Raw genomic sequence first — 16337 nt, 5'->3', positions numbered from 1 at the left:
AATTCACCTGATCGTGTGATAGTGCTGGCAGCCCTTTCGTGCCGACGCCCATCCTTCGGGATGCCCCAGTGACCCGCCAGCACCGCGGAGTTGGCCCGTGCAGCTTGATCTTCCCGGCGGCCGCCTGCCCAGCGAGCTATGGCCCCGGCAACGTGACGCCGCGGACTGTGTACTCAACGCGTTCGCGATGGGACGCACCCGGCAACAAGTGATCATGCCGTGCGGTACCGGCAAGACCCATCTCGCCGTGCACGTCGCCCACGAGGTCGCGGTCAACAGCCGAAGCCTGACCGTGCTGCCCACGCTGGAGCTGCTGAACCAGACCGCCCGTGTCTGGTACACCGCCGGCCGTCCAGGGCTCTACCTCGGGGTCTGCTCCGATGAGCAGACCAGCGAACCCGTCCTCGACGGCATCCTCACCATGACCGACGATCCCGCGCACCTGGCCCACGCCATGCGCACCGCCGACGGACCGGTCAATGTCTTCGCCACCTACGCCGCACTGAAGAAGCTCCGCCTCGCCCACCACGACCACCGACTGCCCCGCTGGGACATCGCCATCGTCGATGAGGCCCACCGCACCGCCGGAGCACGTAGCAAGGCCTGGGGCGCCATCCATGACGACGACGCCATCCCCGCCCGCCACCGTCTCTACCTCACCGCCACCCCACGGATCTGGGACGTCAACCGCGGCGTAGCCGGCGAGCCGATCGCCTCCATGGACGACGTGTCCCTCTTCGGTACCGTCGCCTACCGCTACTCCCTGGCCGAGGCCATCCATGACGGCAGACTCGCCGACTACCGCATCGCAGCCCCCGAGATCCATCACCCGCAGTTGCGCGCCTTCCTCACCGACCGCACCCGGCGGGGCCGCACCCCGCAGGCCGACGCCGCGCGGGTCGCCGCAGCCCAACTCGCCCTGCTCAAGGCCCGGGAGGGCTTCCGCATCCAGCGAACGGTGTCCTTCAGCCGCAGCGTCGTGCAGTGCGAGGCCCTCGCCGAAACCCTCCCGCAGACCGCCGCCGCCATACCGGGCGGACACGCCGATCGCCTGTGGGTGTCCAGCGTCCACCATAAGCTGTCGAGGACCGAGCGGCGCGAACGCATGAGCCACTTCGGGCAAGCGCCCGAGGCCGGCCCCCCGGCCGCGCCCGCCGAGCTCCGTGTCCTGTGCAATGTCCGCCTGTGCGTCGAAGGCGTCGACTTCCCGCTCGCCGACTCCGTACTGTTCGCCGACCCCAAGCGGTCCACCATCGACATCTTCCAGGCCGTCGGCCGGGCCCTGCGCATCGGCCCCGGCATGAACAAGATCTCCACCCTGATCATCCCTGTGCTGTTCGGCCCCGGCCAGAGCCCCGAAGAAGCCGCCTTCGGCACGCCCTACCACCTGCTCCACCAAGTCATGATCGCGCTACGCGCGTACGACGAGCACTACTTCTACCACCTGCCGATCAGCGGCCGCCGCCTGCTCATTCCCACCCCCGACTACGCCATCCGCCCCGCACGCGCCCCAGAGATCGCCCCGCACCTGATGCTGCGCATCATGGAACCCGAACCGGACCTCTGGAACACCGGTATGGCCGCCGCCCGTGCCTTTCACACGGCACACGGACACCTCGACGTTCCCAGCAACCACATCACCGACGACGGCTTCCATCTGGGCTGCTGGCTCGGGTACCAGCGCGCCCTCAAAGCCGCCGGACACCTGTCCGCCGCCCGCGTCGCCGCGCTTGCCACCTTCAACCTCGCCTGGCATCACCACCCGGACAGCACCGAGACCTTCCTCGAAACCGCCCAGGCCTACGCGCGCGAGCACGGCCACCTCCTTCCCCACGACCCGCAAGAGTCCTACCAGCGCCGCCCCCTCGCACAGTGGCTCCTGCAGCAGCGCCGCCGGGACGACGAGAACGCCCTGCCCGCCCCCTACCGCCGTGCCCTGCGCGACATCGACCGCTGGTGGAACCCCCACTGGCCCGACGCTTGGCAGCGCACCCTGATACAGGTCCGCGACCGCACGTCCCCTCCGGCCATCACCGGCGGCCCCCTGGACGGCGACGCCGACCCCGCAACCCGCTGGCTCGACCGGCAGTTCGACATGTTCCCGACCCTGGACAAAGCACAGCGCCAGCAACTGGCGGCGCTGCCGTTCAAGAACAGCCCGCTGGCGCTGGCGCTGCACCGATCGCCCACCGACCACTTCGCGGGCGGCCTGCGCGCCGCACGGCACTTCTACCGCCAGCACCACCACCTGAACGTCCCGCCCGGCCTCCACGCCGGGGACGGCGACCGGCGCTTCCCGCTCGGCCCATGGCTCGCCGACCTGCGGGGCCGATTCCGCCGCAACACCCTCGGCAAAGAGGAAATCGCCGCCCTGGACGCACTGGCCATGGAGTGGACCCCCCAGCCCCGAAGCGAACCGGAACCGGGGCCGCCGCCCTGCCACCCCGACTCTGCCCTCCATGCCGCATCCGGCCAGGAATCCGCCGCGCGGGACACCGCCATGACGGGCGAACAGCCTCCGATGATCTGGCTGGCGCAGGACGACCCCCCACCGGCCCTCGCCCCGGTGATCTTCGAGGGAGGCGGCCGCCGAGCGCTCATCGACCTGCCCGCCGGAGCAGGCAAGACCATCATCGCCGCGTCCACCGTGCACGAGCTCGACCCAGCCCCCTGCCTGATCCTCGGCCCCAACGCGCCGTATCTGCGTCAAGCCGCCGCCACCTGGCGGAAGGTCTGCGACGGACCACAGGCAGGACTGGAGATCAGCCTTCGCCGCGGCCCACGCCTGACGAGCGCCGCCGACCTGGCCGACTGGCTCAGGCAACAGCCACCCGCAGCACAGGTCTTCGCCCGCTACGACCAGGCCCGGCGGATCGCCGACAGCCACCGCCACCACGACCTTCCTGCCTGGGGCCACCTCATCATCGAAGAAGCGCACCACACGGCAGAAGGCATCATCACGCCGGAGCACCCCTACGCCGACATCCACTACGACGACCGGATCCTCGCCCACCACCGCCTCTACCTGACCGCCACGTCACGCATCCCGCGCCAGATGACCCTCGACATCAAGACGCGCGACGTGGACTGGGCAGTCCACATGCCCGCACAGGGGATCTTCGGCAGCCATGTGCTCACAACGAGCCGAGAGGATCTCGTGGAACAAGAGGTGCTGGCACCCCGCCAGTTGGGCGTGTGCCGCATCCGCAGGAATCCCGGCGCGTGGTCCCGCTCCAAGTGGCGCGCCGAAGCCAACGCCACCACGCAGATCATCAAGCATCACCAGCTGCGCCGTGTCCTGGTCGCACTGGCAACAAATCGCGACGCCGAAGAATTCGGCTTGCGGCTGGCGGTAGACATGGTCGACGCGGAGATCCTGGTGGAGGGCCAGTCGGCCGTGCGCTACGCGCACAACCAGCCGATCATCCACTGCCTGCGCGCCACCTGCACCAAACTGCCCCGCAAGCTGGACGCCATCATCCTTCCGGATCCACGCTGCACCGCTCTCCAACTCGTGAACGCGCTGCACCCGCTCATGGCACAGAGCCCGCGTGACGTCCCTAGCACCCGGGTCATCGTGCCCCACGCCGTGGACAGCGACGACGACCCGCCCAGCGAACAGTCGCTCCTCTTCCAGCGCGCTGCCGCCGCCTACTGGGCCCATGCCCCGGGCCGCCTCCTCCCACCGTGGTGAGGAAGACCCGGCACCCTCCCTCGGCCACCACAGGGCGCCCGCTGTCAGGGAACGAGCGGGTGGTCCCGGCTCAGCTCGATGGTGTGCATCTGATCGAGCAGCCGCTTCGGCAGCTGGGGCAGGTCGTTGTCCACGATGATGATCTGGTGCGGGCGGGTGCGCAGCGCACCGCCGCTGCGCACCCCGGCGATGTGATCGAGGAAGTGGGTGTAGAGCCGGCCGACGAGCTCCTGGTCGTCCTCGCCGTACCCGACGTTCTTGCGGGGGGAGTCGATGACGAGGAAGGACGGCAGGTCCGTCGCCCCGGTCACGAGGGCATAGCTGAGAAACGCCATCCGGTACACGACATTGATGGCGCAGCGGACCCCGTGCCCGACCTTGGTGAGGTTCCCGGCGCGTACCTGCGGCAGCAGCGAGCTGTGGCTGAGCCGGGCGCCCGGATCGCCGGGCAGGCCGACGGAGCCGACGAGCTCGGTGAAGTGCTCCTCGAACTCGCCGAGCGTGGCCCGCCGGTGGGCCAGCAGGTTCTTGCGGGTACGGATCTCCTCCCGCACGCCCTGCAGCTCGTCCTGGACGGTCTGCACGGAGCGGTGCAGCTCGGCCAGCCGGCGGTGCGGCTCCAGCTCCCGCTCCAGCATCGTGGTCCGGGTGCGGGCCGTCGCATGCGCCGCGGCCAGCCCTTCGATCCGGGCGGCCAGCGGGCTGATCTCCTCCCGGGTGCGGGCATCCAGCTCGATGCGGGCCTGCTCCCACGCCGTCTGGGCCTCGCTGTGGGCCTTGACCTGTTCGGTCAACTGCCGCTCCGCCGCGGCGAGTGCGTCCTGCGCCGCATGCAGGGCCTGCGCCAGACGGGCGGGATCGAGCGCGCTCAGGCACAGCGGGCAGTCCCCGTCGGGGACGGGCCGCAGCGTGAGATCGGCGCGGCACACCGGGCAGGGCGAGCACCGCTCGGGTCCGGTCTCACGCTGGCCCGCCAGATGCTGCACCTGCTGCCGCAGGCGCACCAGCGTGTGCTCGCCGTCGGCGGCCGCATGCCGGCACCGCTCGAGCACCTGCTCCGCCTCCTGGACGCGGCGGCGCAGCGGATCGGCGTGTGCGGTGGCGGCCCGCATCCGGCCCCTGAACTCCTCCAGACGCTGCAGGGCCGCGCGTTCCTCCTCGTGCGAGCGCGCCAGCTCCGTCTCGAGGCCGGCGGCGCTGCCGGTCAAGAACGCGCCGATGGTCTCCGCCTGCCGCTTCTGATCCGTCAGGGTGCGCGCCAACTCGTCCTTGCGGGCCGTCAGGACCCGCATCGGCCCGTCGGTGAGCCCCAAAAGCAGTTCGACCACGGTCCGGTAGGACTGGGCAGTGTTGGCCTTGCCCCTGACCGACTCGGTGCCGTCCACCACGTCCTGGGTGAGGTAGCACATCGCGTACAGCTGCTCGAAGGTCAGCCGTGCCCCGGCGCCCAACAGGGCCACGGCGGAGGGCGGCGCGAACATCTCGCCCAGGCCGAGCAGGTCCAGCAGCACCTCGCCCACTACCCGCCGACCGTCGTCCGGCTGCGCCCCTACGTCGAGGATTTCCTCGACGCCGCCCTCGTCGCTGTCCAGGAGCTCGACGCGGGACACGTCTGCGACCAGGGAGCGGCGCAGTCCGATGCGCATCCCCTCGATCCGTACGAACAGCGTCACTGTCTGCAGGCGCTGTCCGGGCACCTCCCGCCAGGCGACGGGCAGTCCGAGCGCGTACTTGATGCAGTCGGCCAGGGTGGTCTTGCCGGTGTCGATCGGCCCGAAGACACACACCACCGGGTGGGCCAGATCGATCTCTCGTACCCCGCCGACCGAGCTGAGCACGAGCCGCTCGCAGAAGAAGTCCCTTGCCATCGCGGCCCCTTTGTCTCGCCCACCTGCTTTGTCGGGTGCTCCAACGGCCCATCCCGGTACGGGAAGCGGGGCCGGGCGCCCACCCACCGGATCGGGTGGGCAACGCGCGCAGGCCGTCCATCCGATCCGGGGCAGCCGCGGTGCGGGCGCGGCGTGGCACCAACTGCCCCGTGCCGCCTTCCGATATGGGGCAGGCCATACGCCCGGGGTTCGGACTTCTCGAGGCCGCCTGGCATGCGCCGGGCGGCCCTTTGAATGTGCACCCTCCCGATGCTGAGGCAGACCACGACTGCGCCGCGCGTGTGCGCTGCAGACCTGCACGGGCAGCCGGACGAAACCGGCGGGGCCTCCGCACCCCCCTTTGCCGGCCCTTCTCGTCACTGGGCGGCGCCCACCCGTGCCAAGAGTTCCCGTACGGCCGTGCAGCAGCCGGAAGGAGGGATAGGATCTGGGCCAGCAGTCGCAGGGGAATCCGGTGAAAATCCGGAACTGTCCCTCAACGGTGTACGTGCGAGACCTTCGCCGCGTGAAGTCCGATGACCTGTGCTGCCCGAACGACCCGGACGCCTCGTCGGGTCCTTCGGAGGGCATCGGGACACCCATAGCGGCAAGACCGATGCCCAACTCGACGAGTTGGGCATTTGTGCTGCCAGCCTCACGATCACCCGCCGAAGATCTGGAGATCGCGGCCGCGATCTCCTCGGCCAGGGCCACGCAGCGGCCTGCGAGCGGGAGACCCGATCTTGACTCTGTACATCGACCCGGTCAGTACCGTCTTCTTGGCGGTGTCGTGTGCCGTGGGGTACTTCGTCTACAAGCACACGCGGCAGGGGCTCGTCGGCAAGGGGGACATCGTCGGGCCATCGTCTGCGCCACTGCGGTGCTGACTGCGCTCGTCCTCATCGTGGGCGGGGCCCACTCCGAGGCGAAGGCACCTGGCTCCGCGGGACCCGGAGACACGGTGACGACGCCCCCGGCCGCCACGCCCAGCGGTGTGGTGACGAGGCAGTAGCTCCTCCTGGCCGGGGACAGCCGTAGCGGCTCGGTCGTCCTGGGAGGAACCGGCCGGCCAGCAGGCCGTCGCCTGGTGCCGCAGAGTCCATCGTGGCCTCTTACGGGCACCCCAGGTGGGCACCGGAACGCCCAAGGACGGCGAGCCGGAGGAGCGAAGAGGAACCATCCGCCAACAAGGCTCCGCTAGTGGCCTCTTTGCCGTGTCCGTCATCTCCTCGCTGAGAGGCGAGCACGATAGGGGGGCGAGCTCTGAGCGAGGAGTGGTGGCGTATGGAGGCGGGGGAGCGGTGGGCGTACCGGGTGGCACCGCATCACGGCCGGGTCGACGAGGTTGAGGTCGTGAAGGTCGGCACGCAGCGCCCGCTGCGCATCAAGGTGCGTTTCGTCGCCGAGGAGGCGGAGGGCCGCGAGGACTGGGTGCCCTCTGCCCGGCTGCGTGTGCGATGGCAGGACAAGGATGCCTGGCTGGCGCGCGAGCAGCAGTGGAACGAGCTGATGAAGGACAGCCCGGACGACGACGACCCCACCTGTCAGGCCGTCACCTTCCTGTTCGACGAGCGTCTGGCGGGCGAGGCGGTGTCGTACGGCTTCAACTCCCGTGAGCGGGGCCTGCTCTATATCGACGATGTGCCCGCGCTGGCCGCCCTCCTCGACGTCCCCGAAGGCTTCTTCACCACCGACCCGCGGGCCTTCACCGATGACGAGGGCACCCTGGTCGTGCCCTGGCCCACGACCGTGGAAGTCGCCTCCCGCTTGGCCGCTGCCCAGGCCGACCAGCTCGTGCCCCTGCTGGACGCGTACGAGCGCCAAAAGCGGCACGAGGCCATCCATGGCCGCTACTACCGCGGCCGCGGCAAGAACCCCGGCACCTACATCAGCCCCGAGATCTGCGCGGAGGTCGACCGCGAGTCCCAGCCCGGCCGCGACCTGCTGCGCCGCTGGTGCGGCACCGAGGCCGTGGAATCCTTCGAGGAGCTGAAGGCGCTGCGCGACGAAGTGCTCCGCATCGGCAAGCTCATGGAGCAGGCCATCGACTGCCTGCGCCAGAGCGGACAGACCAAAGCCGCCGACCGCTTCGAACGCGACCTGGGCATCCCGCTCGAAGCACTGCGCCAGGCCCAACGCGACGACTGACCCGACCGCTTCACCGGTATCACCGACAGGAACGGATCCGTGGCCACCACCAAGCTGAATGAGCGCCAACTCACCGTGCTGCGCCGCATCTGCGAAGGCGAGGCCCCCGTCACCTCCGACGACTCCAGCCTCGCCACAACGGTCTACGCACTGCGCAGCCGCGGCCTGGTCACCACACCGCGGGCCGACGGCCGCTGGAGCGCGCAGCCCACCGAAGCCGGCCGTCAACATCTCCACAAGACCGACTCCACCCCTGCCCCGGGTGCGACGGAACCGGCGTCGCCGACAAGGACCGAAGCGGCCGAGCTGATCACCAGACTCCAACAGGGTGACGGAACCCTGCGCATCACGGGCCCCACCCCTGACGAGCGGGCCCGTTGGCGCCGCATCCTGCACACCGCCCGCGCCGAACACCTGGCCCCCGAAGGACACCATCTGCGGCACACCGGCCGCGACAAGGGCGACCTGGTGATCACCCTGCGCCCCGGGCCCCCGCCCGCACGGTCAGCCCCTCCGGACGCCGCCGTCCCTGTCCCCGACGACCTGCCTCCGGAATGCCTGCACCCCGCGGCCGCCCAGGCACACATCCCGGTCTGCACCGACTGCCTGCCACGCGCCCGCCGCATCCTCCACGCCCTGTGCCACGCCGCCGAAGACAACAACTACACAGTCAGCGTCCCCGCTCCCGATTCCCAAGGCAGCCTTGTGATCACCAGCGCCGACAGCGCCTTTCCACTCTTCTTCCACGAAGGCTCCTACGAGGCCCCCGACCCCAGCGGCGTGAAGTACGCCTGGCAGCGCGTGACATCACGGGCCGTGCGCCCCTCCCACCAACTCGACCTCAGCCTCGAGCACACCTACGCGCACCCAGGCCGCCGCTCGCACTGGGGAGACCGGCAACGCTGGCGCCTGGAGGACAGGCTCCCGGACCTGCTCCGCGAAATCACCCACCGTGCGCACACCGAAGCCGAACGGCGCCTGACCCGGCAGCGCAAGGAGGAGGAGACACGGCAACGCTGGCTGGCCGCAATGCGGCAGGCGCGCACCGCCCTGGTGGAAGACCACCGGACAAAGATCCTCAGGGGGCAGGTCGAAGCCTGGCAGGAAGCCACGGCCGTACGAGCCTTCTGTGATGCCCTGGAGGACCAGCAGGACGCGACCGCCGCTACGACGGAAGCGGGCCTCGCCTGGATCGCCTGGGCCCGTGCCTACGCCGACCGCATCGACCCGGTCCCTCGCCGTCCGGTACTCCCGGAACCCCCGTCGATCACCCCAGACTCTCTGCGCCCGTACCTACACGGCTGGAGCCCACACGAGCCCAAGCGGACTTGACCGCGGACCTGCGGTCGGACCACATCGTGAACCGTGATGGCCCGTTTCTCCCGGGTGGGCGGCGCCAGCCGAAGTGCCCCTGGCGGCTACCTCGTTGAAGAACATGCTCCTCTGAGGCGAGGAGCGGGGTGCAGAGCAGGGAAAGTGGTGACCGCACCTCAATGTAAAACCTTCTCAATATTCGTGACTGTCAATGATGTGACATCAGTCTGCGAATTTGGTATGGTGGGGTTATGTCCGATGCGAGTGACGAGCGTGAACTGGTGGCGGCGGTGGCTGAGTTGCAGGCCGCCGAGGAGCGGGTCGCCGAGGCGCTGCGCGCATTCCTGGCGCGGGACCCGGTGACCGGGCGCCCGGTGCACGGCCGGATCGGGCGTGCCGCACACCTGACGGGCTGGGGGGAGCAGCGGGTCAAGGAGACGGTGACCCCCGCGCTGGCCGACCGGCGCCGTGCCAAGCGGAAGGCGGGCGACGCGTGAACGGCCCCGACGGTCTCGGTGAGATCGACTCGTTGCTCGCGTCCGTTGCACCTGAGGCCGAGCTGCCCGCTCCTGCGGCCCGGCGGGAACTGCGCGAGCAGGCCCGGCTGTCGAAGGCGCAGGTCGCCCGGGCACTGGGGGTGAGCCCGTCGACGGTGGCAGCCTGGGAGGCGGGCCGGGACCCGGTGGGTGAGCCTCGTGCGCGGTACGCCTACCTGCTGGACGGATTGCGGGACAAGCTCGCCGAATCCCAGCAGGGCGCTACCGGGGCACCCGACTCAGCACAGCAGTTGCCGGCATCGGGCACCAACGGCCAGACCCCTTCGCCCGATCCGGGGGACCAGGCGGCTGATGATCCTGACGATGTCGAGAACCTGACCGTGCCCGAGCCGTGCGTCCTGTGCGGCACGCCTGCGAGCCTGCGGGTGGCCGGCTTCCCACAGCACCTGGACCCGGCCGACTGCCACCCCGCTGCGCCAGCCCAGACCGCCCCCGCCGCACCGCAGCCCACCACCGCGCCGCCACCCGCCCGGCCTGGCCGCACACCCGCACACGCACCGCACCACGACCGCCGCAGTACCAAGGCGCCGACCCGGCGTGCCTTCCAGTCCGCCGACGAGCCGGCCGGCCTCATCGCCTCCTCGGTGCAGGCGGCCCTGGCCGCCCACGCCGGCGACGTCGAGGCGGCCACCGCGGCGCTGGTGAAGAAGGCGATCCCGGACGCGATGGCGCTGCTGGACGAGACCCGCAAGGGCGGCCGTTACGACGTCATCGCCCACCCCTGGCTGCCGGACGTCCTCAAGAAGAAGTCCAAGCAGGAGGCCGACCAGATCTGGGAGGCCCGCCCCAAATGGACCCGGGCCGAACTGCCGCCCGGCACCCACGAGGTCACCGCCCTCGACATCAACGGCGCCTACCTGTCCGCCCTCAAAACCCACCTGCCGATCGGGCAGCTCGAGCATTCCACCGACGGCCATCACGACCGCCGCAGGGCCGGTGTCCACCTCATCACCCCGCCCGAATGGGCCCACGAGGACGTGCTGCCCAACCCGCTCGGCCAGCGCGACGAACCCGGCCCCCTGTGGGTCACCGAACCCACCCTGCGCCTCCTGCTGCGCCTGTCCGGCCCCAAGCGCGGGCTGTGCGAGCCCCCGGTGATCCACGAGTCCTACACCTCGGGGGCAACCGAAGGGCTGCTGGAGAAGTTCCGCATCACCCTCAAGGACGCCCGCGAGGGCGCGCTCGCCGAGGGGGACGAGGTCACCCTGGAGTATGTGAAGGCCATGTACTCCAAGTTCGTCTCCACGATGGGGACCTCGACCTACAACCGGGAACTGAACCGCCCCGACTGGATGCACCTCATCCGCTCCCAGGCCTTCGCCAACTTGTGGATGAAGGCCCTCAAGGCCCACGAGGAAGGCCTCACCGTCGTGCGTGCGATGGGCACCGACGAACTCCACGTCATCGGTGACTGGCTGCGTGTCTTTGACGAGGGCCGCGGGGTCACCGAGGTGAAAATCAAGGACATCTACACCGCCGGGACTGCCGACGGCACGGACACGCGGCCGGGGGAGGAGGCATAAATGCCCGACCGTAACCAGGAGTTCGGCAAGTTCGGAGCCCAGGGCATGAAGGGCCACGAGGCGGCAGCCCGGCAGCTCGATGTCCTTGCCGGCTTCATCGCCACCCCGATCACCCAGCGCCGCGGCATGCTCGCGCGTCTGCACTACCTCACCCGCACTCCGCACGCGCTGGCCGCCGCCCGGGCGGCCGGCCTCACGGTCACCGCCCGCACCCTCAAGCGCTGGGCCGACGGCAAAGCCATCCCGTCGAGCAGGAGCCTGGCGCAGCTGGAGACCGTGTACGTACAGGTGCGCCGCCAGAATGTGGCCCGCTATCTCGTGCAGCGCCTCAACCGTCAGGGCCGCGGCACCCGCGTCGAGTTCCACCCTCTCAACCAGTCCCAGGTGAGCCGTCCTCTCCAGCGGGATGTCTCCTTCCGGACCCTGAACGTGCGGCACTGGGACCGGATGGTCGAGGCATGGGCGGCCGGCGACGGCCGGGCCATGGACGCGGCCTGGTTCGACGACATCACCGCCGACCTCGGCTCCGACTATGGCGCCTACGAATACGTCATGAACATCGGCTTCGCCGCCTGAGCGTCCGTCGGGGCCGCCACCGGAGTAGCGCTCACGCTGTGTCCGCCGACCGCCGCCCCGCGTGGGCGAAACCGAGTCCATCGGCGTCAGGCGGGACCAGTGCTGGCCGCACGCTGGACCCTCGAACAGCACTGTTCCTGTGCAGCGGCAGCTCAACGCCGCCGCCAGCGCCTACCGTTCCCCATGCCAGCAGCGGAGAACGGTTGCCTCCTGTGTCATGGGGAGAGAAACCCGAACGCCTTACAGGGCCGCCGGTCTCAGCCGATCAAGGCATGGAGCACCGGCACGCTGGAGCCGCCACTGAGCAGCCCTGCCAGGACCGAGCCCGCAGCAGGAACTCCGCTGAGCACGCTAAGGCCGCCGACCAGCAGACCGATAGCGACGGCGATCAGTAGGACGACGGCGGTGTGCAGCGTCATCAAGGGACGAGGTTCCGCGGGCTCGGGCACCTCGGGCGGACGCGCTGCAGGGGAGGAACTCACCAGATACCCCAGTCTCGTTGCTGTTAGATGCCCACTCCTATGTCAGGGGAAGCCCGTTACCCCACGCGCTCTTTTGGCCCGGGGAGCATCGAAAGAAACTGGGCTGCCAGCGTGGGGCGTCACACGCCGGCGCACATAGGACACGCCGTGAACGGCCGCAGACAGGGCGGACCCGGGCATCCGGGCGGAAGGGAGGGCGGGCATGCGGTACGAAGACGAGGACCAACACTTCGATGCCGTGCACAGGAAACGACCGCCCCGCCCGGCAGGCCGCAGCGGGAAGAGGCAAGGGGGCAGGCGCCCGCCCCACTTCCCGCAGCAGACGGACGCCGAAGCCCAACGGCAGGCCCACGGCGAGCTCCTGAGTGATCGCCGACTCGTCGACGTGCTGGCCCGGGACGGTTTCGAAGGCCCCCGGTACGAGCAGTTCGTCGAGGAACTGGTCCGCTACGCGCAATCGGTGCTGAGCGGGTGGATGCGGATGGGCCGCATCTTCCGGGAAGCGGGCAGCCGCGGATTCGGCGGCCTTCCCCACGACGCGCACGATCTTGAAGAACTGGCCCGTGACGCTGAACTGCGCAAGGAACTGGCCATGATGACCATCGCCCGTGCCCTGCCGCGGTTCAGGGACCGCGCACTGATCGCGGGGGACTGGAAGGAACACGGCGGCGCCCGCCTCACCACCTACTTCGTGGGAACCTGTCTTCTCGAGTTCGCGAACGAGTTCCGTCAACACCGCAACAGCCAGGAACGGCAGCGGCGGGCGGTCGGGCGACTGCGGGAGGTCGGGTACGAGGCCCCGTCCCTGCGCGACAAGGCGTTCGACGAGGTCGATGGCAACCTGTGGGTCCTGGAGTTCCTCAAAGGGATTGAGGACTCGCGGACCCAAGCAGTCCTGGCCCTGATTTCCGACGGATACTCGCACGAGGAGATCCGGCACATACTGGATGCATCGTCAGTGCGAGCGATCGAAGGCCTCCTGCATCGATGGAGGAAGAAGCAGCAGCGAGGGCTCGGGGAGGAAGACGATGTCTAGCCACGGCGATGACTTTGAAATGCTCCTGCAGGACTCATCCCTGGGAAGCCCTGCTGCTCGGCAGCTACGTGAGCGCACACCCCGTAACCTGGCCGCCGCCGTGCGCCTGATCGCGGAACTGCGAGAACAGATCGAGCACCCGGAAACCGACGATGCAACACGCCGTGAAGCCGCCAACGAACTCCTGCGAGTACTCAGCTCCCTCGGATACGACACGCAGAACGCCCTCCCCGACGCGCTGCACGCCGCAGACCTTGCCGCGTCGGCCACGGAAACGAGGGATGAACTCGCCCTGGGCGTGGAACGTACGGCTCGTTCGCGTCGACAGGAGAGGGCGGTGGAAGGCGGCATAATCTTCGGGTTGACCAGTACGACGACGTGGCGAGGCGAAAGTTACGCCCCCGAGGAGAGCGGAAGCCATCGCGAGCAGATGCGCTCGCCCGTTGGCCTGCGAGAGCTGATCACGTCGGCCCAATACGTACTGTTCGACTTCGACGGGCCGATATGCCGCCTGTTCGCGGGGAAGCCGGATGCGGTAGTCGCTCGTGAACAAGTGGCCTGGCTGGATGCCAACGGACTGGGTGATGTCCTGACGTCGGCCGAACGAGAAGACGACAACCCGCACGGCGCGCTGCTCGCTCTGGGGCGAGAACGGATCGACGCCGAACTCACCACCGAACTGGAAGAGAAACTCACCCGGGAAGAACTACAGGCCGTGCAGTCCGCCTGGCCCACCGAATACGCCGATCCCATGATCCGTGTCTGGCACGCACGCGGAGTCCACCTGGCCGTCACCACCAACAACTCGGCCGAGGCCGCGCGCCGCTATCTCCATGGGCGCGGCCTGGAGGACTGCTTTGGACCGCACATCTACGGCCGGTCGCAGAACCTGCAGTTGCTCAAGCCCGATCCTTACGTCCTCCAGCGGGCACTTTCCGCTATGGGAGGCACACCCGCGGCAGCCTTGGTGATCGGTGACAGTCCCGCCGATCTGGATGCCGCCCAGCAGGCAGGGGTGCCGTTTCTCGGGTACGCGAGGAACCAGCGAAAGGAAGCGCAACTGCGCGAGGCCGGAGCGGATAACGTGATCGGGTCCCTCGAGGTTGTGCTGGAGCTGTTGCGGGCCCACTGAACAAGCAGGGCCGTTCGCACACGGGACGTGCCGTGCAGCCGGTGGCCGAGCCTGTGTCGGCCCGCCGCGGAAGCCGCAAGTCGTCGGTCCCGGCGTGGTCTACAAGGGTCTGGGGACGGAATCGTCTACCTGCCAGGAGACCTCGTCCTGCTGGCGGGGATGGTGGCAGCCGAGCAAGAGTCCTGACCGCGACAGCTGGCCGAGCAGGTCGCTCAGCTGTTGGGGCGTCTGCCCGCACAGATGAGTGAGGAGGTCCAGCTCCGCTGCGCCGGTGCCGTCGGGGCGGGTATGCGCGGCCAGGACGAGAGCGGCGAACCGGGCCGCGCAGGGCAGTGCATGAGGAACGGGGCGATGGGGCAGTGGATGAAGCGCCCAGTGCGCGGCCCGGGCACGCTGCGGGCGCTGCGGCTGGAACTGCATCGCCGCATCGAGTAGCCGGGCCCGCACCGGGCGCCGGACCTCGCGGCGCAGCCAGTGGGCGTACTCCAACTCGTCCCACAGGTCCATGCGGTGGTGCAGGCGCATGCCGCGCAGCAGACCGGCGGGCAGGCGCACCACCCCGGAATCGTTGGTGCGCAGCGCGCACTGCAGGGCCAGCAGGCGGGCACCGGGGGAGCAAGACTGAGGGAGGGCCGAGGCGAGATAGACGAGCATTTGGCGCACGCGTTTCTGCGCGTCGGGATCCATGCGCCCAGCGCCGCGCACCGGCCCCGGGGTTGGCCGGGGGCGCGTGCTCACGGCGGGGGAGAGGTGCGTGCTTTCGGGGACGACGGCGGTGTGCGCGGTGGCAGCGGCGCAAGCGGTGCAGGCGTCGGCCAGACGCCATCGAGAGCCGCCGTGGTTCCCGGTGAGCACGAGCCGGACCGGGCCGTGGCAGCCGCGGTGGCGCCGGTGCCAGGTGCAGCCCCGCTCCCGGCACTGGCAGGTCCGCAGGTGTGTGGGCAGCGTGCCGTTTCGCGCGTGCCGTGCCAGATGCGCCAGTGCACACCCGCGTGCGGTCCCGGTGGCCAACGCCTCGCCGGGCAAGGGGCAGTGGGAGCAGCTCAGCACCGGGCCGTGCCGGTGCGAGCGCACCTCCACCGTCCATACCCGCTGCACCGTGTCATGGGCCAAGAGCCTCATCGGGCCCGTCGTCTCCGTTCCTGTTCTGCGCCGCGGGCCCGGGTCCCGCTTCGACGAATGTCACCCCTTCCCTAGCAAATAGGGCAGAGGTCTGCACTGACGGGGCAGAGGTCTGCACCATCGGATGGTGGGGTGACGATCTTCCCGCCCGACCCGAACCTCAACGCGCTGCGCCTGGAGCTCGCGCGCCTACGGGCCGAACGCGGATGGACCTACGACGCACTCGCCGGCCGTACCGGTCTGTCCCGCCGCACCGTCATTGAGCTGGAACAAGGTCGCACCACCGGCTCCATCACTACCTGGCACACGATCGCCCACGCTTTCGACGTCCCGCTCGACCAGCTGCTGGGCGCCCTGTGCTCCGGCCACACCCCGCCCGGCACACCCCAGTCGTGAGCCGCCCCGCCATCCCCTCCGGACGGTCGGACAGTACTACCCGAACGAGTGGGTAGCGGGCGCACCTCAGTTCGCCAGTCGCGCAGGTGTCTCCCCGTATTGGGCCGAACGCGGTACCCCGCCGCCGGTGCATGGCCGTGGCCCGCCGCTGCCTGGCACCGTCGCGGCCATGCGCCCCCACCTCGCCGCCCGGACCCCGGAGGCCGGCTCCTATCGGCCGCACCACCTGCCCTGCACCACCCTCCACACCCCCGGCGGACTGCCCCGTACCGGCCGCTGCCGCCGCTGCGGCAACCCGGTCGCCTGGCACCCGCGCCGCCACCAGCACCACATCGCCCTGCACCCGGCCGAACTGCCCACCGCCCACGTGCCGACATCCTGGCGCTGGCACCTCAGCAGCGGCATCGCCCACCCCCACGCCGGCGGCCAGGCCTGGTGCCGCATCCCGCACACCGCCCTCTGCCCGGCCCGCACCACACCCCCCGACAC

General features: G+C 69.9%; 13 protein-coding genes. 10 read left to right on the top strand and 3 right to left on the bottom strand.

Annotation, left to right across the window (positions count from 1 at the left end):
- Window positions 1-97 precede the first annotated feature (97 nt).
- Entirely contained in the window at window positions 98-3694 is a 3597-nt protein-coding gene (locus AOK03_RS21135) for a Helicase associated domain protein (protein ID WP_079074863.1), read from the top strand.
- Between the two features lie 44 nt (window positions 3695-3738).
- Here the strand turns inward: AOK03_RS21135 and AOK03_RS21130 are convergent, their stop codons facing one another.
- The gene (locus AOK03_RS21130) at window positions 3739-5562 is read right to left on the bottom strand and encodes an AAA family ATPase (RefSeq protein ID WP_055566877.1); all 1824 of its coding nucleotides are present in this window, start codon (window positions 5560-5562) and stop codon (window positions 3739-3741) included.
- Window positions 5563-6846: 1284 nt separating this feature from the next.
- Here AOK03_RS21130 and AOK03_RS21125 point away from each other — a divergent pair.
- From AOK03_RS21125 to AOK03_RS21105, 5 genes are all read left to right on the top strand, one after another.
- The gene (locus AOK03_RS21125; protein ID WP_055566876.1) at window positions 6847-7710 is read left to right on the top strand and encodes a hypothetical protein; all 864 of its coding nucleotides are present in this window, start codon (window positions 6847-6849) and stop codon (window positions 7708-7710) included.
- 39 nt (window positions 7711-7749) lie between these two features.
- Window positions 7750-9042, top strand: coding sequence for an RpnC/YadD family protein (locus AOK03_RS21120; protein ID WP_055566875.1), 1293 nt, complete (start codon window positions 7750-7752; stop codon window positions 9040-9042).
- A 233-nt stretch (window positions 9043-9275) separates the two neighbouring features.
- Entirely contained in the window at window positions 9276-9521 is a 246-nt protein-coding gene (locus AOK03_RS21115) for a hypothetical protein (RefSeq protein ID WP_055566874.1), read from the top strand.
- Window positions 9518-11104 carry a helix-turn-helix domain-containing protein gene (locus AOK03_RS21110; protein WP_055566873.1) on the top strand — a complete coding sequence of 529 codons (1587 nt, stop codon included), beginning with the start codon at window positions 9518-9520 and terminating at the stop codon, window positions 11102-11104. Before AOK03_RS21115 ends, AOK03_RS21110 begins: the two co-directional genes overlap by 4 nt.
- Window positions 11105-11680, top strand: coding sequence for a hypothetical protein (locus AOK03_RS21105; RefSeq protein ID WP_055566872.1), 576 nt, complete (start codon window positions 11105-11107; stop codon window positions 11678-11680).
- Between the two features lie 257 nt (window positions 11681-11937).
- On the opposite strand, the gene AOK03_RS43150 is transcribed toward AOK03_RS21105, so the two are convergent.
- Window positions 11938-12099 (bottom strand): hypothetical protein, encoded by a 162-nt coding sequence (locus AOK03_RS43150; RefSeq protein WP_167355628.1) that lies wholly within the window; start codon window positions 12097-12099, stop codon window positions 11938-11940.
- 448 nt (window positions 12100-12547) lie between these two features.
- Between AOK03_RS43150 and AOK03_RS21100 the strand changes: the two genes are divergently transcribed.
- Together AOK03_RS21100 and AOK03_RS45020 are read left to right on the top strand one after the other, a co-directional pair.
- Window positions 12548-13198: a hypothetical protein gene (locus AOK03_RS21100; RefSeq protein WP_157869025.1), complete on the top strand. Its 651-nt coding sequence runs from the start codon at window positions 12548-12550 to the stop codon at window positions 13196-13198.
- The gene (locus AOK03_RS45020; protein ID WP_341845816.1) at window positions 13191-14330 is read left to right on the top strand and encodes an HAD family hydrolase; all 1140 of its coding nucleotides are present in this window, start codon (window positions 13191-13193) and stop codon (window positions 14328-14330) included. The genes AOK03_RS21100 and AOK03_RS45020 overlap by 8 nt, the downstream gene beginning before the upstream one ends.
- Before the next feature lie 99 nt (window positions 14331-14429).
- Here the strand turns inward: AOK03_RS45020 and AOK03_RS42680 are convergent, their stop codons facing one another.
- The gene (locus AOK03_RS42680; protein WP_157869024.1) at window positions 14430-15017 is read right to left on the bottom strand and encodes a hypothetical protein; all 588 of its coding nucleotides are present in this window, start codon (window positions 15015-15017) and stop codon (window positions 14430-14432) included.
- Window positions 15018-15584: 567 nt separating this feature from the next.
- Here AOK03_RS42680 and AOK03_RS21080 point away from each other — a divergent pair.
- Together AOK03_RS21080 and AOK03_RS21075 are read left to right on the top strand one after the other, a co-directional pair.
- On the top strand, window positions 15585-15848 hold the full coding sequence (locus AOK03_RS21080; protein WP_055566868.1) for a helix-turn-helix transcriptional regulator: 264 nt from the start codon (window positions 15585-15587) through the stop codon (window positions 15846-15848).
- Window positions 15849-16017: 169 nt separating this feature from the next.
- Window positions 16018-16337 (top strand): DUF6083 domain-containing protein (locus AOK03_RS21075; protein ID WP_244177683.1); only part of this gene is annotated, 320 nt, incomplete at its 3' end.

Origin of the sequence: Streptomyces atriruber (assembly GCF_001418325.1) — a bacterium.
Lineage (GTDB): Bacteria > Actinomycetota > Actinomycetes > Streptomycetales > Streptomycetaceae > Streptomyces > Streptomyces atriruber.
This window is presented reverse-complemented; position numbering and strand designations above follow the sequence as displayed.